Here is a 25,307-nt window from a genome sequence, read left to right as displayed (position 1 = left end):
TAGAAACCCATTTATTCACACTACTTCTTGCAGTGTTTAGACGTTTTGCAATATCGGTTCGGCTATTACCCTCATAAAATAAAGACACTGCGAGCAATCGCATGCGTTTTCGTGCGTTTGGTTCTTTTCGAGAAAGCGCTAAAAGCTGTTCAGATATGTTTGAATTCAATGTTATTAGCCGGTGATTTTATATAGCCTATATTAGATCAGATATTTAAGCGGAATGGTATAATTCGTCTTTTATTAATGAACTTTACCTCTTCATTGTGCATGACGAATTACCACGCTGTTGGGTTTCGCTGCGCTCTACCCAACCTACGCCAGACCTTCAAGCTTTATCTTGCTAATAGACAACTCTGAAGTGCCTTGGCAGGGCTTTATTGCTTAGGGAGACTCTTACCCAAAAAACCACACCGCGCGGCTGTTCGCTGACATCTGAAAGCTGATAGCTCTTTTTATGTTGGGTTTCGCTTCGCTCTACCCAACCTACGCCAGGCCTTAAAACTTTCCCCTTGCTAACTCGCTAACTTTACTCTAGCAACTCGCAACTCATCAGCTTATGAACCAAAAACAAAAACGCCAGCATATAGCTGGCGTTTTTTAATCTGAGGGTAAGCTTGGTATTAAGCTTTTGGACCTGCTGATTTGATTGCTTCTGAAACATCGTATTTAGCGAAGTTTTCAGTGAAGTCAGAAGCTAGTTTGTTTGCATATTCTGCGTACTTCTCTTTATCTTCCCATGTATTGATTGGGTTAAGAAGTTGGCTGTCTACACCAGGAACAGCCACTGGTACATCTAGGTTTAGAACGTCGATGTGTTGAGTTTCAACATCTGCCAGTTTACCTGATACGATTGCATCAACTACAGCACGTGTAGTCGGGATATCGAAGCGTTGACCAGTACCGTAAGGGCCACCTGTCCAACCTGTGTTAACTAGGTATACTTTAGCGCCGAATTCACGTACACGCTTCATTAGAAGCTCTGCATAAACGCCAGCAGGACGAGGGAAGAAAGGAGCACCGAAACATGTTGAGAATGTAGACTCGATGTCGCTTGTAGAACCGATTTCAGTTGAACCGACTTTCGCTGTGTAACCGCTTAGGAAGTGGTATGCAGCAGCTTCTTCAGTTAGTACTGAAACTGGTGGTAATACACCGCTTACGTCACATGTTAAGAATACAACGGCTTTTGGCTCACCAGCACGGTTTTCTACTTTACGTTTTTCAACGTGCTCTAGTGGGTAAGCAGCTCGGCTATTTTGTGTCAGGCTTGTATCATGGAAATCTGGTACACGGTTTTCGTCAAGTACCACGTTTTCTAAGATTGTACCGAAACGAATTGCATTCCAAATAACTGGTTCGTTCTTTTGTGAAAGATCGATACATTTAGCATAACAACCACCTTCGATGTTAAATACGCTACCAGGTGCCCAACCGTGCTCGTCATCACCAATAAGGAAGCGAGTAGGATCTGCAGATAATGTTGTTTTACCTGTACCAGATAGACCGAAGAATAACGCAGTGTCGCCTGCTTCACCTACGTTTGCAGAGCAGTGCATTGGTAATACACCTTTTGCAGGAAGTAGGAAGTTTTGTACAGAGAACATTGATTTCTTCATTTCGCCAGCGTAGCGCATACCAGCTAGTAGAACTTTACGTTGTGCGAAGTTAATGATTACAGTGCCATCACTGTTAGTACCATCACGCTCTGGGTCACATACAAATGAAGGTACATTCATTACCTGCCACTCAGGGAAGTCTGCAGTATTGTATGTTTGAGGCTCGATAAACATGTTTTTGGCAAAAATATGATGCCATGCAGTTTCTGTTGTAACTACAACTGGTAAATAGTGCTCAGGATCAGCGCCAACTTCTAGGTGAGAGATGAAGTGGTCGTTGCTTTTCACGTGTTCTTCTACACGTGCCCATAACGCGTCAAACTTGTCTGCATCGAATGGGCGGTTAACGTTGCCCCATTGGATTTCGTTTTCAGTGCTTGGCTCTTGAACAATAAAACGATCTTTTGGAGAGCGGCCAGTGCGAGCACCGGTTTTAGCAACAAAAGCACCATTAGCGGCTAGAGTCCCTTCGCCACGACGAATAGCGTGTTCGACAAGTTCAGCTGCTGTAAGATCAACAAAACTAGTAGCGTTTGCAGTCATGTTTATACCTAAATTGTGAGAGATTGAACGGGATAGCTCTGGGGTTCTTAGTTTTCCCTTTTGCTAAAATAATAGTAACAGAAGGATTAGGGATATTCGAGTGTCTGAAGGGCCTAAAAAGGCATATATTTGGCAAAAAACATGAATAATTTCAATGATACCGGTGTCATAAAATGACGCATTTTCATGACACCGGTATCATTAGTTTTGATATTATTTTTAATAAAAAAGCCGCACTGATGGCGGCTTTGAATATAATAATATTTATTATGATGTATTAATTAAAAATGGCTTTAATATCTTGCTCGTTGAATATGTAATCTTTTAAGCAATAATGACAGCTAATTTTTACTTCACCATTTGCTTGCACGTCGGCAAGTAATTCGTTTTGACCTACATTAACTAGTGCAGCAATTGTTTTGTCTCTGCTACAACCACAACGGAAACTAATAGACTGTGGTTCGAATAACTGAGGATTATCTTCATGGTAAAGTCGAGTCAGCACAGTGTTAGCATCTAAACCTAGTAACTCTTCATCTTTGATTGTGTTGCTAATAGCTTCTAGATGAGTAAAGTCTTCTACCGACTTTTCTTTATTAACGGGTAATACTTGTAAGAATAAGCCAGCTGCTTTTGCTGTATCTGTCGTTACTTCAGTTGCAAACCAAAGACGTGTTTTTAATTGTTCAGATTGCTCAAAATAGTTTTCAAGGCATTTATCTAAGCTATCGTGTTCTAACGGTACAATACCTTGGTATCGCTCACCTTTAGTCGGCGTAATTGTAATGACCATATAGCCATTACCAATTAAGTCTTTTATTGAGCTACCGGTTACTTCACCTTGAAGGCGTGCGATGCCTCGCATATTTTGTTTATCGTCACCATTAATTACGGCATATTTTACTGGGCCATCGCCTTGTAGTTGAACGGCAATTTCGCCTTCAAACTTTAAAGTAGCCGTCAATAAGCAGGTAGCAACAAGTAGTTCACCTAATAAGGTTTGCACAGGTGCTGGGTAATTATGGTTTGCGATCATCTCTTGAAAAGTGTTTTCAATTTGTACGAGTTCACCACGTACATCGAGCTGATCAAATATATAACGATGAAGTAAATCTTGTTGCATGAGTTGCATTACCTAACTTGATTTCATTTTTAACAGTTCACGTCTTTGCTTTTTATCTGGTTTACGATCAGGATGTGGAGCAAAGAAGCTGTTGTTCTTACGGGCGATAGCATTTGCTTCGCGTTTCTCAATGCTTGCTTGAGTTTCTTGGTATAAGGTTTGTGCAATGGGGGCGCCTTGACGTTTTTCAAGGATCTTTTCAATTGTCACTACCTTTTCATCGACCCCTTGTAGTAGTTTAACTACTGCACCTACCTCGACAATTTTACTGGGCTTGGTACGTTGTCCATTATAATGCACTTTGCCACCTTGCACCATGTCTCTTGCTATTGAACGGGTTTTGTAAAAGCGGGCAGCCCATAACCATTTATCAAGGCGCACGCTTAATTCGTCTTGTTTGTCTTGTGACTTATGAGTGTTACCTTTTGACACAATTGTGCTCTTTTATAGCTGCTGATATATAGGCAAAATTTACCATGAAACTTAATCACAAAGAAACAGTCATAGTTATTCCTTGCAGCCCCTGTTCGTTGAATTTACCTTGTTTACAAAGTTTAATATACGTGTGCTTGTTGAATGAAAAATGAAAAGGTACTATAGGCCAGCTATCAAGCAGTAAATTAAAATAAGAAATAGAGTTTATGGATCAACACTTACAACAAGTTAAACAGTTTTTGAACGGCTTACCTCATGCCAAGCTAAGTGCATTTGTAGTGCTGTTAGTTGTTGTTTACATTGCTTTTTTGTCATCCAAGCTGTTTTGGCTTGTATGGCCAGAACCCGATACAAGCGCATTGCCAGTAACAGGTGTTAATTCCATGGCAAAGCGAGTTGAGACTGTCAGTTCTCGACAAATAATTGAGCAAAATTTATTCGGCAAAGTTGTTGTCGAAACTAGAAAGTCTGCTGCTAAACAAAATCAAGTCATTAACAACGCCCCTGAAACACGTCTCAGTATTAACCTAACCGGCATTGTTGCTGTAAGCCAAAATGACCAAGCAGGTCTTGCTATTATCGAATCTCAAGGAAAACAAGAAACCTATGTTGTCGATGATGCAATTAAAGGCACTCGCGCCAAGCTTGCTCAAGTATTACCTGACCGAGTAATTTTAGATGTTAGCGGTCGTTTTGAAACGTTAATGCTTGATGGTCTCGATTTTACGAAAACGGTGTCTATGCCAGTGTTAGCAGAGCGTGATAAATCAGAATTAACTGCAGGCCCTCAGCTTGTCGAAAATAATGAAATAAATGCGACTGAAGATGAAGAGGTAAAAGAAGCGCTCATCGAAACGCGTGAAGAAGTATTAGACGATCCCGGTAAACTATTTGACTACATTCGCGTCTCTCAAGCGATGGTTGATGGCGAGTTAGTGGGGTACCGCTTAAGCCCAGGTAAAGATCCTGATTTATTCAAGCAAATGGGATTAATGAATAATGATTTAGCTATTGCGATTAATGGCTATCAATTAAATGATTTGAAACAGGCAATGTCAGCAATAAACGAATTACGAAATAGTACTGACGCAAGTATCACTATCGAACGCGATGGTGAGCAAATTGATGTGCAATTTAGCCTGCAATAACTAGCTTTGGAGTTTTTATAGAATGGTTCACGCGCTACACCTCACAAAAATCAAAAAAGGGTTAGCTAAATATGCAGCGCTTTTTTTATTAACAGGATTATCGCTTTCAGTTTCAGCTGTTGAGTATGCGGCTAATTTTAAAGGCACTGATATTAATGAGTTTATTAATATCGTTGGTAAAAATTTAAATAAAACCGTCATTATTGACCCAAATGTGCGTGGCAAAGTAAATGTGCGCAGTTATGAGTTAATGGATGAAAAGCTTTATTATCAGTTCTTTTTAAATGTACTTGAGGTTTATGGTTATTCAGCTGTAGAGATGGATAACGGTATTATCAAAATTGAAAAAAGTTCTGACGCTAAAAAGTCAAATGTACCGCTTATCACTGAGGATAACCAAGCCAGTGGCGATATGATGGTAACGCGAGTTGTACGTGTTAAAAATGTAAGCGTACAAGAGCTTGGCCCGCTGGTTCGTCAATTTAGCGATCAAAAAGATGGCGGCCACGTTGCTAACTTTAATGCTGCGAACGTGATGATGTTGACCGGCCATGCAGCGTCAGTTAACCGCTTAGTAGAAATTATCCGCTCTGTTGACCAAGCTGGTGACAAGCGTGTTGATATTGTAAAGCTTAAGTTTGCTACCGCAGATGATGTAGTGTCTGTTGTTGAGAATATTTATAAAGATGGCGGTAAAGGAAGCGTTCCAGAATTTCTAATTCCTAAAGTAGTTGCTGATGGTCGAACTAACAGTGTGATTGTCAGTGGTGAAGCGCAAGCGCGTACTCGTGCTGTTGAATTAATTAGCCGTTTAGATGGTGAATTAGAAAACCAAGGTAACACTAAAGTTATCTACCTTAATTACGCCAAAGCAGAAGACCTTGTAAAAGTATTGCAGGGCGTAAGCAAAACACTAGCAGAAGATGCGCAAGGCGGTGCAACTAAAACGCGCTCTCGTAATCAAAACGAAACAAGTATTGAAGCACACCCTGATTCAAATTCACTTGTTATTACTGCACAGCCTGACACCATGCGCTCGCTTGAGCAAGTAATTGAGCGTCTTGATGTGCGTCGTGCGCAAGTTTTAGTTGAAGCTATCATTGTTGAAGTTTTAGAAGCTGATGGTATCAACTTAGGCTTACAGTGGATTTCAGAGCAAGGCGGAATGATGCAGTTTAACAACGGCACAACAGTACCAGTTGGTTCGTTAGCCGTTGCAGCTGAGCAAGCACGCGATAAAACGATTGAAGGTACGGTTGTAGGTACCGAAACTGGTACAGTCACCAAGACTTCTGAAACACAAGAAGGTGACTTAACGGCACTTGCCTCATTACTAGGTGGTATCAATGGTTTAGCCATGGGGATTGTTAAAAACGATTGGGGTGCAATTATTCAAGCTGTTTCAACCGATACAAACTCTAATATTCTTGCTACGCCGTCTGTAACGACCATGGATAACGAAGAAGCATCAATGATTGTTGGTCAAGAAGTACCGATTATCACAGGTTCGCAAACAGGCTCAAATAATGCGAATCCATTCCAAACAGTTGAACGTCAAGAAGTAGGTGTAAAACTTAAAGTGACACCACAAATCAATGACGGTTCAGCAGTTCAGTTAACGATTGAGCAAGAAGTGTCGAGTGTGAGTGGTGCTACTGCGGTCGATATTTCAGTAAACAAACGTGCCATTAAAACCACGGTTATGGCTGATGATGGTGGTATGGTTGTACTGGGCGGCTTGATTGATGAAGATGTGCAAGAAAGTGTCTCTAAGGTGCCATTATTAGGTGATATTCCAGTACTTGGCCATTTATTCCGCTCAACCAGCACCAGTAAGCGTAAACGTAACCTGATTGTATTTATTCGTCCTACCATTGTTCGCGATGGCATCAGCATGAATAAATTAAGCCACTCAAAATATAACTTTATCCGTGGCGAACAACACAAACAAAAAGAAGATGGTATTGATTTAATGCCATTAGAAGATGCGCCAATTCTTCCAGAGTGGGATGATGCCTTAGTATTACCACCAACTTACGAAGAATATCTAAAACAACAAAACGCGAATGAGCGCAATGATGACTAATGCAATTTCTGAAATCAATGACGAGCTAGCATCAGACGTATCAGCTAATCATGATGAGCTGCTAACAAGTGATGATCTTGTTAGCTTGCCAACTAAGCGGTTGCCATTTTCGTATGCGCGTCGCACAGGTGTGCTGTTGGGTAAAGATCAAGACAACTGGACAGTTTATTACCGCGGTGAGTTGGATGTTAACGCTTTACTTGAGGTGCGTCGTATTGCGGGTCATGGTTTTTCGCTAGAACAATTACCTGATGATAAATTTGAGCTGTTGCTTGAGGCTTCTTATCAGCGTGATAGTTCTGAAACACAGCAAATGATGGAAGATATCGGCAACGAGGTTGATTTATTCTCGCTTGCAGATGAGTTACCGCAAACTGAAGATCTCCTTGCAGGTGATGATGATGCGCCAATCATCAAGCTGATAAACGCGATGCTCAGCGAAGCAATTAAAGAAGGTGCTTCAGATATTCATATCGAAACCTTTGAGCAAGAGCTGGTAATTCGCTTTAGGGTTGATGGCGTATTAAAAGAAGTTTTAAAGCCGAATCGTAAACTCGCTTCACTGTTGGTGTCGCGTATTAAGGTTATGGCGAAACTAGATATTGCTGAAAAGCGGATTCCGCAAGATGGCCGTATTAGTTTGCGTATTGCTGGTCGTGCCGTAGATGTGCGTGTATCGACTATGCCATCAAGCTTTGGTGAGCGTGTCGTGCTACGTCTACTTGATAAAAACAACGCACGCCTGAACCTAGAAGATTTAGGTATGACTGAGCGTAACCGTGAATTGTTTGCTGATTTAATCAGTAAGCCGCACGGTATTATCTTAGTAACCGGTCCTACGGGTTCTGGTAAAAGTACCACCTTATATGCGGGTATGAGCCAAATCAACTCACGGGACCGCAATATTCTTACCGTTGAAGATCCTATCGAGTACGAGATCCCAGGCATTGGTCAAACTCAGGTTAATACCAAGGTAGATATGACCTTTGCCCGAGGCTTACGTGCCATCCTTCGTCAAGACCCTGACGTCGTAATGGTGGGTGAGATCCGTGACCTTGAAACAGCACAAATTGGTGTGCAAGCGTCATTAACCGGTCACTTGGTTATGTCAACACTGCATACTAATACGGCTGCTGGTGCTATCACGCGTATGGAAGACATGGGCGTAGAGCCTTTCTTACTGTCATCATCGTTACTCGGTGTATTGTCACAACGCTTAGTGCGTACTTTATGTAATAGCTGTAAAGAAGGTCACATTGCTGATGAGCGCGAGTGTCAGTTATTAGGTGTCAATCCTGCTGAGTCGCCAACAATTTATCGTGCAGTTGGTTGTGAAGAGTGTAACTTTAATGGTTATCGCGGTCGTACTGGTATTCATGAGTTGCTGGTTGTTGATGAAACAATTCGCGAAATGATCCACAGCGGTAAAGGCGAACAAAGTGTTGAGAAGTACATTCGTAAACATAGCCCAAGTATTCGCCAAGATGGCTGTAATCGCGTACTTGCAGGTCGCACTACCTTAGAAGAAGTCTTGCGTGTAACACGTGAGGAAGGTTAATCATGGCAGCATTTGAATACCGTGCCCTCGACGGCAGAGGTAAAGAGAAAAAAGGCATTCTTGAAGCCGATACGGTAAAGCAAATCCGCCAAACTTTGCGCGATCAAGGTTTAATGCCTTTAGAGGTCGTTGCTGCTGCAGAAGGTGAAAAGCAAGCGACTGGGGCAAAGGGCTCATTATTTGGGAGTTTCTTTAAACCAAAAATTTCGACTTCAGATTTAGCACTAATCACTCGTCAGCTTGCAACCTTAATCCAGTCAGCATTACCTGTTGAAGGGGCTGTCATGGCGGTGGCTGAGCAATGTGAAAAGCCGCGTTTAAAGCGCATGCTTATGGCAGTGCGCTCAAAGGTTGTTGAAGGTTATACCTTAGCAGATGGCATGAGTGAGTTTCCGCATGTATTTGATGATTTGTATCGCGCTATGGTGGCAGCTGGTGAAAAATCGGGTCACCTAGACCAAGTTTTAAATCGTTTAGCAGATTACACGGAACAACGTCAGCATATGCGTAGTCAAATCACACAGGCGATGGTGTATCCAACCATTCTTGTGGTATTTGCTATTGCGATTGTCTCTGTATTATTAGGTACCGTGGTACCAAAAATTTTAAAGACCTTCGAAAAGTCAAAACAAGTATTACCCTGGACGACTGAATGGGTAATGGCCGCCAGTAATTTTGTGCAAAACTACTGGTTTATTAGTTTAGTCATTATAACCGTGTTAGCAGTGGCCATTAAGCAAGCGCTTAAGCAGCCGCATATTCGTTACTGGTATGACGAAAAAGTGCTTCATTTACCGGGCATTGGTAAGGTAGCTCGCGGTGTTAATACGGCGCGTTTTGCCCGAACTTTAAGTATTTTATCGTCAAGCTCAGTGCCGCTACTTGAAGGGATGCGTATCTCAGGTGGTGTACTGGCTAACGAAAAAATGAAAAAGTCAGTGCAAGATGCTGCAACACGTGTAAGTGAAGGGGCGAGTCTTCGTGCTTCACTTCAGCAAACCAAGCTTTTTCCACCTATGATGCTACACATGATAGCCAGTGGTGAAAAATCAGGTGAACTTGAGCAAATGCTGGAACGTGCTGCAAATAACCAAGATCGTGAGTTTGAGAGCATGGTAAACGTGTCTCTGAAACTATTAGAGCCCGCGATGATTGCTTCAATGGCGGTAATTGTATTGTTTATTGTTATGGCAATACTACAGCCGATTATGGCAATGAATAAGGCTGTAGGTCTTTAAATTAGGGAACACTAGAGCAATTAGCAGCTAACACTGCCGCTCTATAATAAATTTTTGAAGAAAGTTAGAGGTATTTTTGTGAACAAACAGTCAGGTTTCTCATTACTAGAAGTCATGGTAGTACTGGTTATTATCGGTATGATCATGTCAATTGTGGCGCCAAATATCATGGGTCAGCAAGAAGAAGCTGCAATCGATAAAGCACACTTAGATATTCAACAAATTGAAGATGCGTTAAGCCTATACAAGCTTAAAAACAAAGCGTATCCAACCACAGAACAAGGCTTAGAAGCGCTAGTGAATAAAACAAGCATTGAGCCAATTCCAAAGCGTTTTCCTGATGGCGGTTTCCTTGAGAAGTTACCAGAAGATCCATGGGGTAATCCTTACCAGCTAATCAGCCCAGGAGAAATCGGTAAAATTGATATCTTCTCAATGGGCCCTGATGGTGAAGCAGGTACTGATGATGACATCGGTAACTGGGATGAAGAAAAGTAATAATGCCTAAATTCAGCCAACTGAACAAAGCTTATACACATCAAGGCTTACTATTATGGTAAGCCTTGGTCGTTTGCGTTTGGCTGGCCGTGCTAAGCACGCGAAAGGGTTTAGCCTCATCGAAATATTAATGGTGCTTGTGGTGATTGGTTTTGTCACCAAAATGGTTGCCTACAGTTTTGATGGTGGTGCTGAAGAAGAACTCGAAAAACAAGCGCTCAGATTACATACTACGATTAATATGGCGTCTGAGTTTGCGATTTTAAATCAGGTTGAGCTGGGCTTTCATCTTGACCAAGATACATTTGAATTTTTAGTTTTTGACGGTGATAAGTGGGTTACTTTTGACCGTGAAAAATTGTTTGCCCCAATTAAGGTTGATGAGCGCTTTGAACTCACTCTTAACCTTGATGATTTAGCCTGGGCACAAGATAACTTGCTAGAGCAGTCCAACTGGCGTGAATTAATGAGCGGTGGTGACGAAGACAGCTTACTTGAGCTGCAAAAGCTCAAAATACCGCAAGTCCTTATTTTATCTTCTGGCGAAGTCAGTGCGTTTCAATTGATTTACGAGCTTAAAGATGAGCGTGAACCACAGTATTTTATCGAAGGCGAATTTATGGCCCCGGTAAAGTTTCGTATGGAGCCTGAGTAATGAATAAGTCAGCAGGTTTTACCTTACTCGAAGTGATGGTTGCCTTGGCTATTTGTGCAATGGCCGGTATTGCCGCAATGCAGGCAACCGGTGAGCACATTAATCACCTATCGTCGATTGAAGAACAAACTTATGCTTCTTGGGTTGCCGAGAACGTAATGGTTGAGCAGCGCGCTAAAGGCGATAAATGGACAGGCAAAAGTGGCGTCAAAGGCACTGAAACACTCGCTGGTTTTGAATGGTACTGGCGTCAGGATGTGGTTCCTACTGCTGATAAAACCTTTGTAAAGGTCACCATTAACGTATTCGCCGATGAAAAGCTTGAATACCCAGTGTATGAGCTTTCTACTTATTTGAATAAAGGTGATAAGTAGTGAAGCAACGCGGTTTTACCTTACTTGAAGTAATTGTCGCCATGGGTATTTTAGCCTTTGTGGTGTTATCGACCCATCAAATTCTTGATTCGACAACCAAAGCAAAAGAAGCCTCAGACGAGACGATTGCTGAGTTAAATGGTTATCAAACCTTATTTCGTTTGATGGACCAAGATTTTGGTCAAATGACTAAACGTCAGGTTCGAAACGAAGCCGGTGATTTTCAAGACACGTATGTGCTAGCTGGTCGTTATGTTCTTGATAGCCAATACGATGGCATTGGGTTTGTTCGTGATGGTTGGATTAACCCGATTAATCTATTACCGCGCTCTGAACTGCAAGCGGTTGGTTATCGCGTGATAGATGATAATCTTGAACGAGTGTATCGGGTGTATGTTGATCAACTAGATAACATGGAGCCGCGCTCACAAGTTATTTTAGAAGATATTGAAGATCTGAAGTTTGAATTTTTAGATGACAAAGACGAGTGGCAAGAGCAGTGGCAAATTAAAGCGCTGCCAAAAGCGGTTGCAGTCACTATTCAAAAAATAGAACAGGAGCCAATTCGTCGCGTGTTTTTGGTGCCAGGTGAGGGCAAAGTAACTACTCAAACAAATAATAGTAATAACGGCGCTAATGGTAATAACAATAATAATAGCGGAACGGGTGGCTAGTCATGACTACAATGAATCGCTCCAAAGGTGCGGCGCTTGTTATTGTGCTATTTATTGTGGCGCTGGCTGCGATGTTAGCCGTTGAGATGAGTGCTAATTTAATGGTGCAAGTGCAGCGTAGTAGCAATATTCAAAACCATCAACAGGCTAAATGGTATGCCTTTGCAGCTGAAGAGCTGGCAATTAAAGCACTAAAACAAACTAAAAAAGATGATCCTGATAAAACGCATTTAGAGCAAATTTGGGCGCAGCAGGGCGGGGTTCCTTATCCTGTTGATAATGGTACCTTAAGTGGCACGATTACAGATTTACAAGCATGTTTAAACTTAAATGCATTGCATGTAAAACCAGATCCGCAGACGGATCCAAATAATAAAACGAACCCAGCACATAAGGCATTGTTGGCATTATTAGAAAACATTGAGAATTTACCAACGGATGAATCAGAAGAAGCCATGGCCGATAGTGTGTTTGATTGGTTAGATGAAGATAGTATTACCTATCGCTCGGGTGCAGAAGAAGATGAGTATTTATCTCGACAATACCCATATATGACGGCAAATAGTTACTTTGCTTCGACCTCTGAACTTCGTTTGGTAAAAGGTTTTAACCCACTCGTTATGGAGAAACTCTTACCATTTGTGTGTGTTATTCCTGGCAGTGAGTTGCTGCAAATAAACGTTAATACACTACCTGCAGAAAGTGCGATTTTATTAAGCTCGCTTATTGATGGCTTAAGCCTTTCAGGCGCTGAAGCGGTATTATCATCACGTCCTCAAGATGGATATGATGATTTAGAAGCTTTTTTTGAAGAGGTTAACCAACAAGGCGCACAAAACGTGAAAGCCGTTGAAAATCTATTCAGTATCAACAGTGAATATTTTAAACTACAAACGCAGGCTGAATTTGCAGAGCTGCGTTTTTCGATGACCACCTTACTCCATGCCACTAATGGTACAGTAACGATACTGGCGCGAAAATTTGGAGGCGTACAGTGACAGAGATATTGTTGATCCGTACGGGTCAAACGTTAAAAGACAGCCTTAACTGGCTAATTTACTCACCAATAGAACAAGAAATAATTGCTAGCGGCGAAATTGCCAATGCAACACAACTTGGTGAGCTAACAGAAAAAGCACAATCACGGGAAGTAGTCGCACTTTTACCAAGCGATCAGGTACAACTTAAAACAGTTACCCTACCAACTAAGTGGAACCGTAAGTTAGAGCAAGCACTTCCTTACATGCTAGAAGAAGAAATAGCCTGTGATGTTGATGACTTGTTCATAGCGATTGCTGAGCCAACACTTGTTGATGAAAAGCACGCTATTAACATCGCGATGACCGATCGTGAATGGTTTGAGCAATGGCTAGCAGAGTTTAATGAGCATGGCATCGAAGTATATAAAATACTGCCGGATGCTTTATTGTTACCTGATGTTGATGACAATACTCAGTTACGCGCTATTGAGCTTAATGGCCAGTGGCTATGTAAACAGGGTAACTGGCAAATTGCCGCTGTAGAGCCGAATTGGCTTGCTGGCTATTTAACAGCATTAGGTAACCCTGATGTTGCACACTTTAGCCCTGCAACGGCTTTTCCTGATACAGTTAACCTTAGTGCTCAAACGCAGCAATACGATTTACCTTTAGCCTTATTTGCTAAGCAGTTACCTGAAGTGAAATTCAACCTTCGCCAAGGTGTTTATCAACTTAAGAAAAAATCAGCGATTTGGTGGGGCTATTGGCAAAAAGCAGCTATTGCAGCAGGTGTTGCACTAGTTTGCAGTGTGGGTGTTAAGTCGCTTGAGCTTTATAAGTTAAATAACCAGCTTGAAGCCGCAAAAGCAGAAGTGGTTGCTAATTATCAGCGTGCTTTTCCAAATAAAAAAGTGCGACCTCAGCTTATCCGTAGTCAAATTCGCAGCGAACTTGCATTGATAGAAGGTGGCAGCACTGCTGGCTTCTTAGATTTGACTAACGATCTTGTCTCGATTTTTAGTGAAGTAAACGACTTCACACCAGAAACGCTTCGCTACGATCAAGGTCGTAACGAATTACGTATTCGCGCGCGCGGCAAAGATTTCCAGTCATTTAGTAAAGTAAAAGCAATTTTAGAACAGCGTGGCTTAACCGTAGATCAAGGCTCGCTGAACAATGATGGTGATTATGTCGTTGGTGAAATTAAGTTACGAGGTGCGGCATGAAAAACCAAATAATCAATTATTGGCGCTCGTTAAAAGAACAAGAGCAGCAACTTGTAATGGTTGCAGGTGGTGTGTTTGTTATTTTTGTGCTGGTTATGGGGGTCTTTCGTCCACTTAACGCTGCTATCGAAAAAGCAGAGCAAGACACAATAAAACAGCAAGAGCTGTTGGCGTGGGTTGATGAAAGTATTGTTAAACTTAAAGCGAGTGGTAATGCACGTAATACGAGCAGCCGTAGCTTAAGCCAAATCGTTAATAGCACCCGTAATCGTTATCAAATTATCATTAGCAAAATGCAGCCAAATGACAATTCACTTCGTTTAACCATTGACTCTGTTGAGTTTAATAACCTTGTTGAATGGTTAGATGAACTGGTTAATTCACATGGTGTGCTAATCGAGAATTTAGATTTAAGTAAAGATGACAAATCAGGCTTTGTGCGTGTAAGTCGTTTGGTACTAGAGAAGTAAACGATGAAAAGAGTTATTTTATTAATCACAGTGTTTGTGATGTGTTTTTTGGTGTTTACGCTGGTAAAAACACCCGCTGCCGTTGCACTTGATTTAGCCAAGCCACATTTACCAAAGCAATTACAATTAGGTAAAGCCAGTGGCACGCTATGGGACGGGCGCATTATGCAGGTACGTTTTGATGGTGAGCAATTAAACAATGTACGTTGGCAATTGTCGGGGTGGTCACTGTTTACAGGTAAATTAGTGGGTACGGTACGTTTTGGTGATCCTCGTGATAAAGCGGATATTTCAGGCCATGCTGATTTTTCTTACGGTTTATTTAACCAAGCGGTTACTGTGAAAAAGACCACTTTACGCTTAACAGTTGAACGTGCCATGCAACGTTTACAACTACCTTTGCCGATTAGTGCGCAAGGTCGTGTGATTGTAGATTTAGATGAGTACAGTTCAGGCGAGCCTTATTGTGAAAGTCTAAGCGGCGAAATTGCGAGCCCGAACATTGATGTGAAAGGAATGAATAACTGGTTTAGCATTGGTCCTTTAAGTGGCCGTTTAAGCTGTAAATCCGGTGATGTAGCAGTACTTGTAGACCCTGAAAACCGTTTAGGGCTTGAAGCTGATGCAGTATTAAAAGCGAACCTAGACTTTAAAGTAGCTGGTTATATTAAACCTGAAGCAAGCTTACCGAAAGAAGTGCATGATGCTGCGAAGTTTCTTGGTCGTCCTGATAACGAAGGTCGTTATCCGCTTAACTTTTAAATTGGATTAATTGAATAGTATGCAATTACCTGAGTTTTCAAAGCAGCAAAGCGAGCTTTTAAGTCAGTTTTTAGCGCAGCATCAAGATGCGCTTAGCTTGGCGCAAACCCAAGGTTATTTATTTGCGGTGATCTGTGCTCCTGAGCCGCTTGATGTTCACCAGTGGTTAGAAGAAGTTGCACCTGGTTCTGATGGGCAAATGGATGAGCAAGTGCTGTTTGCATTTATGGCTTTATATCAACAGATCAGCGAACAAGTATTCGAGACGGGTTTTGCATTACCTGTGAGCCTACAGCTGAGCTCGCAAGGGCAACAATACCTAGATATTCAAGAATGTCAGCATTGGAGCCAAGGTTTTATGCATGGTGCGCAAGGTTACGTTAACAAGCTATTAAGCGCGCCACAGTTAGCTGATGAGTTAAAAGAAGCCTTGGCTACAGCTCTGCAAAGCTTAGGCTTTTTTACCCTTGAAGCGAGTGAAATTGCAGCCCTTGCAACTGATAATGGTTTATCTGAAGGGCAACTATGCCAGCAGCAATATGAAGTAATGAATGAATTCGCCGCTGGCTTTGCAGAGTTAATTGAAGTCGTTGCTGTAAATAGCCAACTATATAATGATGAGAGCTGGAACTAACCCAGCTCGAGTAGGATGTTTGTGCAACCTTTGGCACAGCATACAACGCCTTTACCTGGCTGATCAGTTTTCAAATCTAAGGTGAGGGCGCCTTTACACTCTTCGCAGTATAAGGTTTGACCCTTGCCCAGCTTCTTTAGCATATTACGTTGTTTAGCAAACGAGTCGCTGGTTTTTTTGTTTAAAGCAGAAAAGTCCATTACTTGTTTAGTCTTTCTTCAAGCGCATTCGAAACAATACTACAAACACGATTCAAGCGTTCGCCATAAAAGTACAAGTTAATATCTTTTTCACGGCAATAATGAAGGTGAAAGAGTTGTAGTTTATCGTCGGTAGTGAATGTGTCTTCAATATACTCAAGCTCTGAGTTTGATAAATTAAGTTGTGACTTAATATTATTTTTAGCCATATTAGCGGCAGGACTTCGGTTTACCTTACTAGCATCAGAAATCATACCGACTCCCTCACCTAGTAACCTGTCCCTAGGTTCTTTGATCAAAGGATGATCAATTGTGAAAAGTGCTAAAATTATAAGCACTAAGATGAGAAATTTTTTCATAGTCCAATAAACTTTGATCTGAATGAATAGGTGGTAGCTGCAAGTTTAATAAAATGGTTGTTTTAAAAGCAAGCAGATACGATTAAATAGTTAAAAGTTCGTATATGAAATCTAACCCTGAAATTTTCCATAGATTGAGTATAATGCAATATATAGATTTAAAGTTTCAGAAATCTTTGAACGTAATGAGATGTATTCTGATTTGCTTATTGGCACAGAAACCTCTTACTGCAAACATATGTTTGAGTATTATTTCCTAGTGGCGTTGAGGAATTTTAATGGATAATCAGATTAAGGTTAAAAATATCCCAACGGAAGTAAAAATCCAGAAACCGGAAAATGCTTCCCTCGATGATAGATTTAATCCACGTAACCGTATTTATGTTCGAGCTGTAACGGGCTTACACCAATTGTTAAGGCAGCGAATTGGTTTTATCGGCATGCTTGCGTTCATGCTACTACCTTGGATCAACTTTCATGGCCAGCAAGCTGTACTGTTCGATTTGGTAGGGCAAAAGTTTAACATTTTTGGTTTAACGCTTTGGCCACAAGATCTGACTATCCTTGCTTTCATTTTAATGTTGGCGGCGTTTGCGTTGTTCTTAGTAACTACTTTCTATGGACGGGTTTGGTGTGGTTATACTTGCCCACAAACTGTTTGGACTTTCATTTTTATTTGGTTTGAAGAAAAGTTTGAAGGTACAGCTAATCAGCGAAAGAAACTAGATCAACGCCCGATGGACTTTGATAAGTTTTGGCGAAAAAGCGCCAAGCACGGTAGTTGGTGGTTATTCTCACTTTATACAGCGTTTACTTTTGTTGGTTATTTTACGCCTATCCGCCAGTTGCTACCTGATCTTTTTACCCTTGATGCAACAGCGTATTCGTATATTTGTTTAGCCGTATTTGCAGTCTGTACTTATGGTAATGCGGGTTGGATGCGCGAGATTATGTGCTTGCACATTTGCCCTTATTCTCGCTTTCAATCAGCTATGTTCGATAAAGACACCTTTACCGTGAGCTATGATGAGGCACGTGGTGAGAGCCGCGGCCCACGTTCACGCAAGCAAGATCCAAAAGAGCTTGGCTTAGGTGATTGTATCGACTGTAACTTATGTGTGCAGGTGTGCCCAACGGGGATCGATATTCGTAACGGCTTACAATATGAGTGTATTAACTGTGGTGCATGTATCGATGCGTGTGATGGGGTGATGGATAAAATGAATTACCCACGCGGACTTATTTCCTACACCACAGAACGCAACTTAGAAACGCCAGACAACAAAACACACGCACTGCGCCCTAAGTTAATTGGTTATTTAGTTATCTTAGTGGTGTTAACAGGGGCGCTGGTGGCAAATATTGCGATGCGTAAACCGATGGAGTTGGATATCATCCGTGACCGTAATCAGCTATACCGTGTTGACTTTAATGGCCTAGTTGAAAACACCTATACACTAAAAGTAATTAACAAAGCTCAGCATCAGCAAACTTTTAATATTCGTGTTGAAGGGCTTGATAACTTTGAGTACATTGGCAAACAAACTTTCACAGTACCTTCTGGCGAGTCTTATAACGTGCCACTGTCATTGGTTGTTGATCCATATGATTTGAAAAAGCCGATGACGAAGTTTGAGTTCGTACTTTCTGTCGATGGTGAGCCTGATGTGCAGATTTCACAGCCGAGTAACTTCTTTAAGGCGCGATAATTAAGTACACTGAGCGAATGAATAAAAAGCGGGATTTTCCCGCTTTTTTTATATGATGAGGCATTATGAGTAAATTTAGTTTTGTAGACCTTACACCCGATTCAATTTTAGATGCGGTTGAAAGTATCGGTGTTTATGCTGAATCAGGGCTGCTGGCATTAAATAGCTACGAGAACCGTGTTTATCAATTTAAAGCAGAAGATGGCCATCGTTATGTTGTTAAGTTTTACCGTCCAGAGCGCTGGAGTAAGGCGCAAATCTTAGAAGAGCATGCATTTGCATTTGAACTCGCTGAGGCCGAAGTGCCAGTTGTTGCACCTGTAATTATCGAAGGGCAAAGCTTATTTGAGCATGATGGTTATTTGTTTACGTTATTCCCAAGTGTGGGGGGCCGCATTTTTGAAGTTGATAATTTAGATCAACTTGATGTACTTGGCCGCTTAATTGGGCGAATGCACCAAGTAGCAAAAGCAAAGCCATTTGAACATAGACCTGTGATCAGCTGTGACGAATATCTTAAGACAGCTAAAGTTCAGTTACAGGCAAGTAACTTGGTGCCAATGGCATTAGAGAACGCCTTTTATACTATTTTAGATTTGGTGATCAAAGAAACCACACAGCAGTATAAAAATGTTGAAACTATTCGTCTGCACGGTGACTGTCATGCCGGCAATATACTGTGGTCTGGTGATGCATTAATGTTTGTTGATTTAGACGACAGCCGACAAGGGCCTGCAATTCAAGATCTTTGGATGATGCTCAGTGGCGATCGTAACAATCAACTGTTACAGTTAGACACTTTAGTCGCAGCGTACGAAGAATTTTGCGATTTTGATCACAGCCAATTAAAGCTGATTGAACCACTTAGAGCGATGCGAATGGTGCATTACATGGGCTGGTTGGCGAAAAGATGGGATGATCCTGCGTTCCCGCGGAACTTTTCATGGTTTGCTGAAGACAAATACTGGGAGCAGCAAATACTAGCGTTAAAAGAACAGCTTGCAGCGCTACAAGAAGCACCATTAAAATTATTACCATAAATTTTTAAAGTTAATAAAGTCGAGAGAACAATGTTTAAAAAATTAAAGTTAAGTCTACTCATTTTATGTTTACCTTTTGCGGCCTTTGCTGCTGATTTTGAAGCAGGTAATCAATACGAAGTATTAAAAGTTGAGAAAAGTGCAACACCTCAAGTAACCGAGTTCTTTTCATTTTATTGCCCACACTGTTTTCAGTTTGAACCAGTTGCAAAAGCATTAACGGCAAGTCTTCCTGAAGGGACTGAATTTGTAAAAAGTCATGTTAACTTTTTAGGCGGTGTGTCTAAGCAAACTCAAAGTAACTTAAGCTATGCCTACTTAATTGCTAAGCAACATGGCAAAGCAGAACAAGTAGCTGATCAAATCTTTAACAGCATCCATAGACAACGTGCCTTACTTAAAGACATGAAAGACGTTAAAGCACTACTTGCAACTAATGGTATTAGTAATGAAGTGTTTGATGCTGAAATTGCAAGCATGCCAGTGATTAGCGCTGAAAAAGCGATGCAAGATAAGCAGCAAAAATATTCAGACATGGGCGCCTTAACAGGTGTACCAACTTTTATCGTCAATGATAAATACAAAATTAATTTAAATACCATCAAGAGCCAGCAGATGCTTGATGAATTAGTCGAATTTTTATTAAAACAATAATTTTGGAGTAAAGAAGTAATGATCAAGTTAGTAAAAGCTGTATTAATGGCTGCCACGCTAGGTTTAGCGGCAAATGCCTCAGCTGCTCAATATGAAGAAGGTAAGCATTATGAAACGATTGATGCACGCGCTTCTAAAAAGCCAGAAGTAAAAGAGTTCTTCTCATTCTACTGCCCACACTGTAATAACTTCGAGCCAGTTGTGAAAGAGCTTAAAACACTTCTTAAAGATGGCGTTAAATTCAAAAAGAGCCATGTTGATTTTTCAGGTCCTCGTGACCCAGAAATTCAAACCATCTTAGCGCAAGGTTATGCGACGGCTAATGTGTTACCACAGAAAGACGCGTTAGTAGCCGCTGTGTTTAATCATATTCACGGTAAGCGTGCTCGTATTAACGAACTAGCTGATATGAAAGACATCTTTGTTTCACAAGGTGTATCGGCTGAAGATTTTGATAAGTACTACAACAGCTTTTCTGTACGTACTATGGCGTCTAAAATGAAACGCGACCAAGAATACTACCAACAAAAAGGTGCTTTAAAAGGCGTTCCAACTTTTATTGTTAATGGTAAATATCGCTTAATCTTAGGTGCGGACTCAGGCATCAGTGATGCAAAGAGCATGGCAGATTTAATTAACTACCTAGCTGATAAATAAGCTAATTAGTTAAATTTAATTCAAAGCTCCGTTTGCGGAGCTTTTTTATTGGTAAAGCAAATGCAAAAACTATTAGTTTCAAGCTGTTTGTTAGGAAACCCTGTTCGTTATGACGGGCAATCGCAAAACTTACTCCATCCTGGTTTAGAAACTCTTAAACAGCAAGAAAGGCTCGTTGCATTCTGCCCTGAAGTAGCTGGTGGCTTACCTACACCAAGGCCGCCTGCAGAAATCAAAGTAGGTAGAGTACTTACCAAAGATGCGCAAGATGTCACAGTGCAGTTTGCTTATGGCGCAGAACAAGCACTTAAACTTTGCAAAAAACAGGGCATTCGCTATGCGTTGTTAAAAGAATCAAGCCCGTCATGTGGTCGCAATACTATTTACGATGGTAGTCATTCAGGAAAGAAAATTTCAGGGATGGGGTTAACTGCAAGGCTGTTAACTGACAATGGTATAGCTGTATTCAGCGAGCAGCAGTTGCCAGCGCTATTTGCTGCGCTGGCAGAGTGATTTTATTTACGTTGTAAAAACACACCTGATTCAATGTGATGGGTGTAAGGGAATTGATCAAAAATTGCAAAACGTTTTACTTCATGGGTTTTGCATAAGTGATCAAGGTCACGTTCTAGGGTATCGGGATTACACGAGATATAAATAATGTTGTCGTAGTTCGCAACTAGGTCACAAGTTAGCGTGTCCATTCCAGCACGTGGTGGATCCACCAAGATTGTTTGGCAGTTATAGCTTTTCAGGTCTATGCCATCTAAACGAGAGAAGGTACGTTCGCCTTTCATTGCTTGAGTGAACTCTTCACTCGACATACGAATGATATCTAAGTTCTCAACCTTGTTTTGTGCAATATTGTATTGTGCTGAGTAAACCGATGATTTTGATATCTCAGTGGCTAATACCCGGTCGAATGAACCCGCAAGAGCAATCGAAAAGTTACCATTTCCACAATATAACTCCAGTAAGTCATTATTGAGGGGTTGGCAAAGCGCTTGTGCCCACTCTAGCATCTTGATGTTTACTTTTGCATTCGGTTGCGTAAAGCTATTTTCGACTTGCTGATAAATAAGCTCTTTACCGTTTACGTTTAAACGCTCGATAACGTAATCATTACCAATCACTTCTTTTTGCTTACGTGCACGGCCAATAAAATCAATCTTAAACTGTGTGCTCAGTTTTGCTTTAAGCTCTTTAATTGCTTGTAGCCACTGCTCATCTAGTTGTTTGTGATACAACAAGCTAACAAGGATCTCACCACTTAAGCTTGAAAGGTAATCGATTTGAAACAGCTTACGGCGCAGAACTTCATTGTCTTTTAAGTTTTCGATCATCGCTTGCATCACTTCACCCGCTAAAGGTGCTGCAGGGTCAAACTCATCTACGCGGATCTTTTCTTTAGTTTGTTGATCAAACATGATGTGAAACAGGTCTTCACCTTCATGCCAAACACGAAACTCTGCACGTTGGCGGTAATGAATAGGATCAGAGCCGAACACTTCTAATTTTTCGACCCCAAAACGTCGAAACTGTGAGGTGATGCGCTGCTCTTTCTCACTCAATTGTGCATCATATTGAGTTGTATCAATTTTTATAACCGCCATGGCTGATTACCTTTTATCTCTTAGCTTTATAACGGCGCTATTGTAGGGAGCGCTGAGGATTTGTCTAGTTTTGTTATTTATTTTAGTGTCGTTTTTTTATACAAAAAACTTAAGTTCTTTGGTTTTTGGCCGATAATGAGTTAACCATAACATGGAGTCGGATCATGAAAATTGGCAACCTAGGCTATATGCCTAATACAAATGTGAATAAATACAATGGTAAACAGGCTCTGCAGCAGCCTACCATTCAAAATCGTCAAGATAGTTATCAACAACGCGGTCGTGAGCTCGCGGCAAAAGTTCTTGATGATAAACTTGCTGAGGCACTTGGTTTACCTAAAGCCGAAGAGAAAAAAGATAAACCCTTGTTCGACTTTGAAGAGATCGTGAAAAACGTACTCGACTTTGTTGGCGGTGCACTTCGTAAAGCAAAAGCCGATGGTGCTGATGATGAAAAACTCAAAGGCATGCTAGGTGATGCACGTAAAGGTGTGCAAATGGGCATCGACGATGCGTATGATGAGCTTAAAGAGTCAGGTATTCTTAACGATGACATCGAAGAGGGTATCGAAAAGTCTAAAGAAGGTATCTTTAAAGGTATTGATGAATTAGAAGAAGACTTGTTCAATCCTAAACCTAATGCGGTTTCAGTCAGCCAAGCTCAATACATCAGCTTAAGTAATAACGCGGAGTACACTTTCACCACCGCTGAAGGTGATGAAGTTAGTATTAGCTTTGCTGATGCATACGAAAGTAAGTCTGCAAGCAGTTATAGCAAAAATGGCGACAACGAAGCCTTTGTCAGTGAGTCTTCGCAATCACGTGATTTATCATTCTCGATGTCGGTCAATGGTGATTTAAATGAGCAAGAGCAGCAAGCTATCAATGAATTGATGGAAGACTTGCAGAGTGTTAGCGAAACATTCTTCTCTGGTTCATTAGAAGAAGCCTTTGAACAAGCTAAAGAGCTGAACTTAGGTAACGAGCAACTAGTCGGCTTTACCATGGATCTAAAACAAACCAAAACAGTAGCAGCGATTAAAGGGTATGAAGAATATAAACCTGCTCCTGAAAAAGAAGTTGCTGAGAAAATAGCGCCATTTAATGACGATTTGAAACAGGCGTTTAATAAAGCGGGCGATATTGGTTTGCAAAATGAACTGGCTGGCATCTTACAATGGTTAAACCAAGATAAAGAAGAAGTCAGTAAGCTGGTGGATTATACCAAAGCAATGTTCGAACAAATGAATAAGCTACGCTCGTCAACAGAAGAAGAGGCATAGTCCTTTCTTTCTTTTTATAAAGCTGCATGGCAAACTGCTGACCTTTGATGATCCGAGGTAAGCAGTTTGTCAGTTCATATAATGGTGTTTGATTCTGGTATAGGTGGAACAACCGTACTTGAACAGATCCAAGCATTGATTCCAGGTGCTGATTATAGTTATTTTATGGACAATGCTTTATTGCCCTATGGCGCGCAAAGTCAGCAAACGATCATAGCCCGCCTTTTAGCGCTACTACAGTTTATCGAGACAGCAAACTTACACGTTGATATCCTAGTTATTGCGTGTAATACCGCCTCTACCTCTGCCTTAGATACTATTCGTCAGCACACAAGTATAGAAGTTGTCGGGGTAGTACCTGCAATAAAGCCTGCTTGCGCTATAAGTAACAGCAAACATATTGGTTTACTGGCAACACCATCAACCATCAAGAGTCGCTATACTGCAAATTTAATTAGTACTCATAGCCAAGACACACAAGTCAGCTTATATGGCTCAACTGAGCTGGTAGAAATTGCAGAAACACTATTTCATACACAGAAAATCAATAAAGCAAAGCTTGAGAAAGTATTGAGTAATTTAGCGATAGCAGAAGATATAGATGTACTGGTACTTGGCTGTACACACTTTCCATTACTAGCCAGCGCGATTAGTGACTACTATAAACAACAGATCTTCCTTATTGACTCAGGCAAAGCCATTGCTAAGCGCGTTGAAAGTTTAATTGCTCTACGAGGCTTTACTCTTACTACAGATAAAAAAAAGCCGCTGCACTATTATGCAACGGCTCCTATTGGTCATTCGCAATTAAGCGTTGAGCTTATTACGCTGACTGATCAGATCCCTCACGAAAGCTGTTAGCTTCGTTCTCTTGTTTTTGTTTTGCTTCACGCACTTTTAAAGTACGTTGTTGGAATTCGCTATCATTTAATTGATTGATTGCTTTATCTGCATCAGCTTCAGCCATTTCAACAAAACCAAAGCCACGACGTTTACCTGTATTTTTATCTTTTAATAAACGTACATTGAAAACTTTGCCTTGTTCTTCGAATAAAGCACGAACAACACCTTCATTAGCACGATAAGGTAGGTTGCCAACATAAAGTGTTTTTGTTTTTACTTCGGCCTCCTCACTTGACGCTGATGAAAGTGCTGCAATAACCAAAGCACCAATTAATAAGCCTGCACCAAATAGCAATGCTGGGTCTAAAGCTAAGCTTGCAAGTGCGAACTTAACAACAACAAAACCTAAAACAGCAAGAATAACGGAGAAAAGAAAAGATTTTTGATCGGGTAATTTCATTTTGATCTACCAATAAACAAGAAATAAACATTAATTTAACATTGTGAACTTGCTATCTTAACGAGTTAAATGAACATAGCAATGAAATTTGCATTAATTATGAATATTGGCTTAAAAAACAGCCATAATAGCGACCGTTTTTGCTGTTTTCGGTAAATTTAGTTCGCTTTTTGAGCGAACAGTAAAAAGATCGAAAAAAAGTGTTGATCTGTTTTTGGATCTCCCTATAATGCGACCCCACTGACACGGCGGGCAGCAACGAAAGACGCTGAACAACGTAGCAGAGAGTTAAGTGAAACTTCGGTTTCAAATAATCGAAAGAAAGTTTGAAATTAAGTATTGACTCGAAAAATTAAGGATGTATTATACGCATCCCTAGCGACAACGTCGCAAAGTTCTTTAACAATATAAAGCAATCATCTGTGTGGGCACTCGTACAGATTGAGTTCTAACAGCGAAGCTTAGT

The 25,307-nt window shown here is 41.0% G+C and carries 28 protein-coding genes; 20 read left to right on the top strand and 8 right to left on the bottom strand.

Annotation, left to right across the window (positions count from 1 at the left end; translation table 11 throughout):
• From L1266_RS22540 to hslR, 4 genes are all read right to left on the bottom strand, one after another.
• On the bottom strand, window positions 1-103 hold a 103-nt coding region (locus L1266_RS22540; RefSeq protein ID WP_442960614.1), incomplete at its 3' end, for a helix-turn-helix domain-containing protein.
• A gap of 520 nt (window positions 104-623) precedes the next feature.
• Window positions 624-2,162, bottom strand: coding sequence for a phosphoenolpyruvate carboxykinase (locus L1266_RS20150; protein WP_138601257.1), 1,539 nt, complete (start codon window positions 2,160-2,162; stop codon window positions 624-626).
• A 277-nt stretch (window positions 2,163-2,439) separates the two neighbouring features.
• Window positions 2,440-3,285 carry an Hsp33 family molecular chaperone HslO gene (hslO, locus tag L1266_RS20145; protein WP_187491122.1) on the bottom strand — a complete coding sequence of 282 codons (846 nt, stop codon included), beginning with the start codon at window positions 3,283-3,285 and terminating at the stop codon, window positions 2,440-2,442.
• Between the two features lie 12 nt (window positions 3,286-3,297).
• Window positions 3,298-3,720: a ribosome-associated heat shock protein Hsp15 gene (hslR, locus tag L1266_RS20140; protein WP_138601251.1), complete on the bottom strand. Its 423-nt coding sequence runs from the start codon at window positions 3,718-3,720 to the stop codon at window positions 3,298-3,300.
• Window positions 3,721-3,926: 206 nt separating this feature from the next.
• Here hslR and gspC point away from each other — a divergent pair, with 206 nt between their 5' ends.
• From gspC to L1266_RS20075, 13 genes are all read left to right on the top strand, one after another.
• The gene (gene gspC / locus L1266_RS20135) at window positions 3,927-4,868 is read left to right on the top strand and encodes a type II secretion system protein GspC (protein WP_235378220.1); all 942 of its coding nucleotides are present in this window, start codon (window positions 3,927-3,929) and stop codon (window positions 4,866-4,868) included.
• A gap of 22 nt (window positions 4,869-4,890) precedes the next feature.
• Window positions 4,891-6,954 carry a type II secretion system secretin GspD gene (gene gspD, locus L1266_RS20130; RefSeq protein ID WP_054554840.1) on the top strand — a complete coding sequence of 688 codons (2,064 nt, stop codon included), beginning with the start codon at window positions 4,891-4,893 and terminating at the stop codon, window positions 6,952-6,954.
• Complete coding sequence (gene gspE, locus L1266_RS20125; protein WP_328260818.1) at window positions 6,947-8,512, top strand: type II secretion system ATPase GspE; 1,566 nt, start codon at window positions 6,947-6,949, stop codon at window positions 8,510-8,512. The genes gspD and gspE overlap by 8 nt, the downstream gene beginning before the upstream one ends.
• Before the next feature lie 2 nt (window positions 8,513-8,514).
• Window positions 8,515-9,750 carry a type II secretion system inner membrane protein GspF gene (gene gspF, locus L1266_RS20120; protein ID WP_054554842.1) on the top strand — a complete coding sequence of 412 codons (1,236 nt, stop codon included), beginning with the start codon at window positions 8,515-8,517 and terminating at the stop codon, window positions 9,748-9,750.
• A gap of 78 nt (window positions 9,751-9,828) precedes the next feature.
• Window positions 9,829-10,248, top strand: a complete 420-nt coding sequence (gene gspG / locus L1266_RS20115; protein WP_054554843.1) for a type II secretion system major pseudopilin GspG — start codon at window positions 9,829-9,831, stop codon at window positions 10,246-10,248.
• 55 nt (window positions 10,249-10,303) lie between these two features.
• Window positions 10,304-10,903 (top strand): prepilin-type N-terminal cleavage/methylation domain-containing protein, encoded by a 600-nt coding sequence (locus tag L1266_RS20110; protein WP_054554844.1) that lies wholly within the window; start codon window positions 10,304-10,306, stop codon window positions 10,901-10,903.
• Window positions 10,903-11,277 (top strand): type II secretion system minor pseudopilin GspI, encoded by a 375-nt coding sequence (gspI, locus tag L1266_RS20105; protein ID WP_054554845.1) that lies wholly within the window; start codon window positions 10,903-10,905, stop codon window positions 11,275-11,277. The genes L1266_RS20110 and gspI overlap by 1 nt, the downstream gene beginning before the upstream one ends.
• Window positions 11,277-11,951, top strand: coding sequence for a type II secretion system minor pseudopilin GspJ (gene gspJ / locus L1266_RS20100; RefSeq protein ID WP_235378219.1), 675 nt, complete (start codon window positions 11,277-11,279; stop codon window positions 11,949-11,951). Before gspI ends, gspJ begins: the two co-directional genes overlap by 1 nt.
• An 11-nt stretch (window positions 11,952-11,962) precedes the next feature.
• Window positions 11,963-12,949 (top strand): type II secretion system minor pseudopilin GspK, encoded by a 987-nt coding sequence (gene gspK, locus L1266_RS20095; protein ID WP_138601263.1) that lies wholly within the window; start codon window positions 11,963-11,965, stop codon window positions 12,947-12,949.
• Window positions 12,946-14,157, top strand: coding sequence for a type II secretion system protein GspL (gene gspL, locus L1266_RS20090; RefSeq protein ID WP_235378218.1), 1,212 nt, complete (start codon window positions 12,946-12,948; stop codon window positions 14,155-14,157). Before gspK ends, gspL begins: the two co-directional genes overlap by 4 nt.
• Window positions 14,154-14,627, top strand: coding sequence for a type II secretion system protein GspM (gene gspM / locus L1266_RS20085; RefSeq protein ID WP_054554848.1), 474 nt, complete (start codon window positions 14,154-14,156; stop codon window positions 14,625-14,627). Before gspL ends, gspM begins: the two co-directional genes overlap by 4 nt.
• A 3-nt stretch (window positions 14,628-14,630) precedes the next feature.
• Window positions 14,631-15,389, top strand: coding sequence for a type II secretion system protein N (locus L1266_RS20080; protein ID WP_138601242.1), 759 nt, complete (start codon window positions 14,631-14,633; stop codon window positions 15,387-15,389).
• Window positions 15,390-15,408: 19 nt separating this feature from the next.
• Window positions 15,409-16,023, top strand: a complete 615-nt coding sequence (locus tag L1266_RS20075; RefSeq protein WP_166339812.1) for a YecA/YgfB family protein — start codon at window positions 15,409-15,411, stop codon at window positions 16,021-16,023.
• Here L1266_RS20075 and L1266_RS20070 read toward each other — a convergent pair.
• Together L1266_RS20070 and L1266_RS20065 are read right to left on the bottom strand one after the other, a co-directional pair.
• Window positions 16,020-16,223: a hypothetical protein gene (locus L1266_RS20070; protein ID WP_054554851.1), complete on the bottom strand. Its 204-nt coding sequence runs from the start codon at window positions 16,221-16,223 to the stop codon at window positions 16,020-16,022. The genes L1266_RS20075 and L1266_RS20070 overlap by 4 nt on opposite strands.
• Window positions 16,223-16,582: a hypothetical protein gene (locus L1266_RS20065; RefSeq protein ID WP_054554852.1), complete on the bottom strand. Its 360-nt coding sequence runs from the start codon at window positions 16,580-16,582 to the stop codon at window positions 16,223-16,225. The genes L1266_RS20070 and L1266_RS20065 overlap by 1 nt, the downstream gene beginning before the upstream one ends.
• A gap of 278 nt (window positions 16,583-16,860) precedes the next feature.
• Between L1266_RS20065 and ccoG the strand changes: the two genes are divergently transcribed.
• The 5 genes from ccoG to L1266_RS20040 all read left to right on the top strand — a co-directional run bounded on the left by ccoG (window position 16,861) and on the right by L1266_RS20040 (window position 21,155).
• The gene (ccoG, locus tag L1266_RS20060) at window positions 16,861-18,291 is read left to right on the top strand and encodes a cytochrome c oxidase accessory protein CcoG (RefSeq protein WP_138619575.1); all 1,431 of its coding nucleotides are present in this window, start codon (window positions 16,861-16,863) and stop codon (window positions 18,289-18,291) included.
• Window positions 18,292-18,356: 65 nt separating this feature from the next.
• Entirely contained in the window at window positions 18,357-19,331 is a 975-nt protein-coding gene (locus L1266_RS20055) for a serine/threonine protein kinase (protein ID WP_235378217.1), read from the top strand.
• A gap of 30 nt (window positions 19,332-19,361) precedes the next feature.
• On the top strand, window positions 19,362-19,985 hold the full coding sequence (locus tag L1266_RS20050; RefSeq protein WP_138601233.1) for a thiol:disulfide interchange protein DsbA/DsbL: 624 nt from the start codon (window positions 19,362-19,364) through the stop codon (window positions 19,983-19,985).
• Window positions 19,986-20,003: 18 nt separating this feature from the next.
• Window positions 20,004-20,642: a thiol:disulfide interchange protein DsbA/DsbL gene (locus tag L1266_RS20045; protein ID WP_138601230.1), complete on the top strand. Its 639-nt coding sequence runs from the start codon at window positions 20,004-20,006 to the stop codon at window positions 20,640-20,642.
• Between the two features lie 60 nt (window positions 20,643-20,702).
• A complete protein-coding gene (locus tag L1266_RS20040; RefSeq protein WP_138601227.1) occupies window positions 20,703-21,155 on the top strand; it encodes a DUF523 domain-containing protein in 453 nt (150 codons plus the stop codon).
• A gap of 2 nt (window positions 21,156-21,157) precedes the next feature.
• On the opposite strand, the gene trmA is transcribed toward L1266_RS20040, so the two are convergent.
• Window positions 21,158-22,255, bottom strand: a complete 1,098-nt coding sequence (gene trmA / locus L1266_RS20035) for a tRNA (uridine(54)-C5)-methyltransferase TrmA (RefSeq protein WP_235378216.1) — start codon at window positions 22,253-22,255, stop codon at window positions 21,158-21,160.
• A 164-nt stretch (window positions 22,256-22,419) separates the two neighbouring features.
• Here trmA and L1266_RS20030 point away from each other — a divergent pair, with 164 nt between their 5' ends.
• Both L1266_RS20030 and murI read left to right on the top strand, forming a co-directional pair.
• A complete protein-coding gene (locus tag L1266_RS20030; RefSeq protein ID WP_235378215.1) occupies window positions 22,420-23,538 on the top strand; it encodes a DUF5610 domain-containing protein in 1,119 nt (372 codons plus the stop codon).
• Window positions 23,539-23,604: 66 nt separating this feature from the next.
• Window positions 23,605-24,399, top strand: coding sequence for a glutamate racemase (gene murI / locus L1266_RS20025; protein ID WP_235378214.1), 795 nt, complete (start codon window positions 23,605-23,607; stop codon window positions 24,397-24,399).
• Here the strand turns inward: murI and L1266_RS20020 are convergent.
• Complete coding sequence (locus tag L1266_RS20020; protein ID WP_054564068.1) at window positions 24,362-24,841, bottom strand: RNA recognition motif domain-containing protein; 480 nt, start codon at window positions 24,839-24,841, stop codon at window positions 24,362-24,364. The genes murI and L1266_RS20020 overlap by 38 nt on opposite strands.
• Window positions 24,842-25,307: the final 466 nt, after the last annotated feature.

Origin of the sequence: Pseudoalteromonas sp. Cn5-37 (assembly GCF_021532495.1) — a bacterium.
GTDB lineage: Bacteria > Pseudomonadota > Gammaproteobacteria > Enterobacterales > Alteromonadaceae > Pseudoalteromonas > Pseudoalteromonas simplex.
The sequence above is the reverse complement of the archived record's forward strand: the minus strand, read 5'-3'. Positions and strand labels throughout refer to the sequence as shown.

Bases quoted from the DNA above. Each gene is read 5' to 3' on its own strand.
- L1266_RS20050 (WP_138601233.1), top strand. From the start codon at position 19,362: ATGTTTAAAAAATTAAAGTTAAGTCTACTCATTTTATGTTTACCTTTT.
- L1266_RS20080 (WP_138601242.1), top strand. From the start codon at position 14,631: ATGAAAAGAGTTATTTTATTAATCACAGTGTTTGTGATGTGTTTTTTG.
- gspF (WP_054554842.1), top strand. From the start codon at position 8,515: ATGGCAGCATTTGAATACCGTGCCCTCGACGGCAGAGGTAAAGAGAAA.
- L1266_RS20075 (WP_166339812.1), top strand. From the start codon at position 15,409: ATGCAATTACCTGAGTTTTCAAAGCAGCAAAGCGAGCTTTTAAGTCAG.
- L1266_RS20040 (WP_138601227.1), top strand. From the start codon at position 20,703: ATGCAAAAACTATTAGTTTCAAGCTGTTTGTTAGGAAACCCTGTTCGT.
- L1266_RS20065 (WP_054554852.1), bottom strand. From the start codon at position 16,582: ATGAAAAAATTTCTCATCTTAGTGCTTATAATTTTAGCACTTTTCACA.
- ccoG (WP_138619575.1), top strand. From the start codon at position 16,861: ATGGATAATCAGATTAAGGTTAAAAATATCCCAACGGAAGTAAAAATC.
- L1266_RS20070 (WP_054554851.1), bottom strand. From the start codon at position 16,223: ATGGACTTTTCTGCTTTAAACAAAAAAACCAGCGACTCGTTTGCTAAA.
- L1266_RS20030 (WP_235378215.1), top strand. From the start codon at position 22,420: ATGAAAATTGGCAACCTAGGCTATATGCCTAATACAAATGTGAATAAA.
- gspI (WP_054554845.1), top strand. From the start codon at position 10,903: ATGAATAAGTCAGCAGGTTTTACCTTACTCGAAGTGATGGTTGCCTTG.
- trmA (WP_235378216.1), bottom strand. From the start codon at position 22,255: ATGGCGGTTATAAAAATTGATACAACTCAATATGATGCACAATTGAGT.
- hslO (WP_187491122.1), bottom strand. From the start codon at position 3,285: ATGCAACAAGATTTACTTCATCGTTATATATTTGATCAGCTCGATGTA.
- gspD (WP_054554840.1), top strand. From the start codon at position 4,891: ATGGTTCACGCGCTACACCTCACAAAAATCAAAAAAGGGTTAGCTAAA.
- L1266_RS20110 (WP_054554844.1), top strand. From the start codon at position 10,304: ATGGTAAGCCTTGGTCGTTTGCGTTTGGCTGGCCGTGCTAAGCACGCG.
- gspE (WP_328260818.1), top strand. From the start codon at position 6,947: ATGACTAATGCAATTTCTGAAATCAATGACGAGCTAGCATCAGACGTA.
- L1266_RS20045 (WP_138601230.1), top strand. From the start codon at position 20,004: ATGATCAAGTTAGTAAAAGCTGTATTAATGGCTGCCACGCTAGGTTTA.
- L1266_RS20055 (WP_235378217.1), top strand. From the start codon at position 18,357: ATGAGTAAATTTAGTTTTGTAGACCTTACACCCGATTCAATTTTAGAT.
- L1266_RS20020 (WP_054564068.1), bottom strand. From the start codon at position 24,841: ATGAAATTACCCGATCAAAAATCTTTTCTTTTCTCCGTTATTCTTGCT.
- gspC (WP_235378220.1), top strand. From the start codon at position 3,927: ATGGATCAACACTTACAACAAGTTAAACAGTTTTTGAACGGCTTACCT.
- L1266_RS20150 (WP_138601257.1), bottom strand. From the start codon at position 2,162: ATGACTGCAAACGCTACTAGTTTTGTTGATCTTACAGCAGCTGAACTT.
- gspM (WP_054554848.1), top strand. From the start codon at position 14,154: ATGAAAAACCAAATAATCAATTATTGGCGCTCGTTAAAAGAACAAGAG.
- gspK (WP_138601263.1), top strand. From the start codon at position 11,963: ATGAATCGCTCCAAAGGTGCGGCGCTTGTTATTGTGCTATTTATTGTG.